The sequence below is a fragment of the Microcoleus sp. B7-D4 genome (assembly GCF_036705125.1).
Classification (GTDB): domain Bacteria; phylum Cyanobacteriota; class Cyanobacteriia; order Cyanobacteriales; family Microcoleaceae; genus Microcoleus.
Genome location: NZ_JAUBTT010000238.1, coordinates 1 through 2,039 on the forward strand (window position 1 = coordinate 1; position 2,039 = coordinate 2,039).

General features: G+C 45.2%; 1 protein-coding gene and 1 pseudogene. Both read left to right on the forward strand.

Translation table 11 applies throughout. The annotated features are described in order from the left end of the window. Positions 1 to 92: 92 nt before the first annotated feature. A pseudogene (locus QUB12_RS37095) lies at positions 93 to 584 on the forward strand (Uma2 family endonuclease); the annotation flags it as partial. Positions 585 to 720: 136 nt separating this feature from the next. Then, positions 721 to 1,548, forward strand: coding sequence for an ATP-dependent sacrificial sulfur transferase LarE (gene larE, locus QUB12_RS37100; RefSeq protein ID WP_333141868.1), 828 nt, complete (start codon positions 721 to 723; stop codon positions 1,546 to 1,548). Positions 1,549 to 2,039 lie beyond the last annotated feature (491 nt).

The following is a 2,039-nucleotide window of genomic DNA, read 5'->3' on the forward strand; positions in this document are numbered from 1 at the left end:
GCGGTTATCCAGAAAAAAGGATATCCGGATTAATTTCCGGAGAATCCCCGCTGCTTTAGCACGGGGAGTGTCAAAACTATCCCCGCCGCAGTTACACCCCTCATACCGAAGGAACAGTCCCTTTTGTAGTGATGGAATTTCTATCAGCTACTTACGGCGATGAATACTCTGTCGAACACACAGAAGAAATCGGCAAGTGGTTTTTTTACGAACAAGTAATCAAAGTTCCTCGCTATGTCATTTTTCGGCCGGATACAGGCAGAATAGAAGTTTATGCGCTTGAATCCGAGCGTTATGAAAATCAAAATTCTGATGAAAATGGCCGTTATTTAATACCTGGATTAAATCTATTTTTGGGAGTGTGGCAGGGAAATAGCGAAGGTAGAACGGGATATTGGCTGCGTTGGTGGGCGGAGGGCGCAGAACTGCTTTTGTGGCCGGAAGAAAGGGCAGAAAATGAACGCCAGCGGGCCGATCGCCAACAGCAACACAAAGAGTTAGCCGAGACGCTGCTGGAACAGGAAAGACAGCGAAATCAAGAGCTTTTGGCTCGATTGGCAGCCCTGGGTATCGATCCCGAATAGCATTAGAAGTCCGATGGAAGTCGGAAGAAAGAAGAGGTTCGAGGGAAGAAGGGAACCCGATCGAGATATGCTTTCTTCATCCTTCTTTCTTTAGTTTGCTTTCTTACTTCTCTGTTTGTAACAAAAAGTGGAATTTATGTTAGTAGAAAAACTAGAACAATTAAAAGATATTTTCGCACAAATGGAACGGGCTTTGATTGCCTACTCCGGCGGAATTGACAGCACTTTGGTGGGAAAAATCGCTTTTGATGTATTGGGCGATCGCGCTTTGGCAGTGACGGCTGTTTCGCCGTCTTTACTGCCAGAAGATTTAGAAGATGCGCGCATTCAAGCAGCAGAAATTGGCATTGCCCACCAGGAAGTAGAAACTCAGGAAATGGCAAATCCCAATTACACTTCTAACCCAGTTAACCGCTGCTATTTCTGCAAAAGCGAACTGCACGATACTTTGAAACCCCTAGCACTAGCAAAGGGTTATCCTTATGTGGTGGATGGGGTTAATGCTGACGATTTAAAGGATTACCGTCCCGGAATTCAGGCTGCGAAGGAACGCGGCGCGCGATCGCCCTTAGCAGAAGTAGGCATGACTAAATTGGAAGTGCGGCAGTTGGCCAAAGAATTGGGTTTGCCTTGGTGGGACAAACCGGCTCAACCTTGTTTGAGTTCGCGCTTTCCTTACGGCGAAGAAATCACCGTTGGAAAGTTGCAAAGAGTGGGGCGCGCCGAACGGTATTTGCGACAGTTGGGACTGAAAAATTTGCGAGTGCGATCGGACGGAGATACGGCGCGGATTGAGTTACCCGCAGAGGAGATTCAGGAGTTTGTGGTAAATACGGATTTGCCTGCATTGGTGGCGGTGTTCCAGGAGTTTGGTTTTGTGTACGCGACTTTGGATTTGGAGGGGTTTCGTAGTGGCAAATTAAATCAGGTTTTGCAGCCACAGTTGTTGCAGGCAAAAGGTTGATTAATTTTCCAGACTACAAAAAATTTCTCATGATTGATGTAGTTTGGGACATGGACAAAGGGGAACTATGTCAATCGAAACTTTACCTTTGATGTAGCAACTTATACCTTTCACGGCTCGAATTGTTAGGATTACAGGACTTACGAAAAAGTAACGTATTGCTGTCGCCCAGCGAACTCAGTGAAGCAATCTCAAAGTGGCGTTGCTTAATCAGGGTATGAAAAAAATAACTTTAAAATCCAAAAGCTTTGTGGATACTGGTTTCTATGACGGGCCTATTTAACCTTTCATACCGTAAATCCGCAACGCCTTGGATGTTTGCCGTAGATTTGGGATGTGCCATGTAATAGCAAATCTGCTTTTAATACCCCCTTTATTTGTTACTGATACTTTTAATTCAGACAATCCCCGACAATCGGCGAAAATCTGAATATAGCACACTCATCAGATACGTCTGAGAGTATGGTGGTATCCCACAAAGCTTTAAGAAA

Bases quoted from the DNA above. Each gene is read 5' to 3' on its own strand.
- larE (WP_333141868.1), top strand. From the start codon at position 721: ATGTTAGTAGAAAAACTAGAACAATTAAAAGATATTTTCGCACAAATG.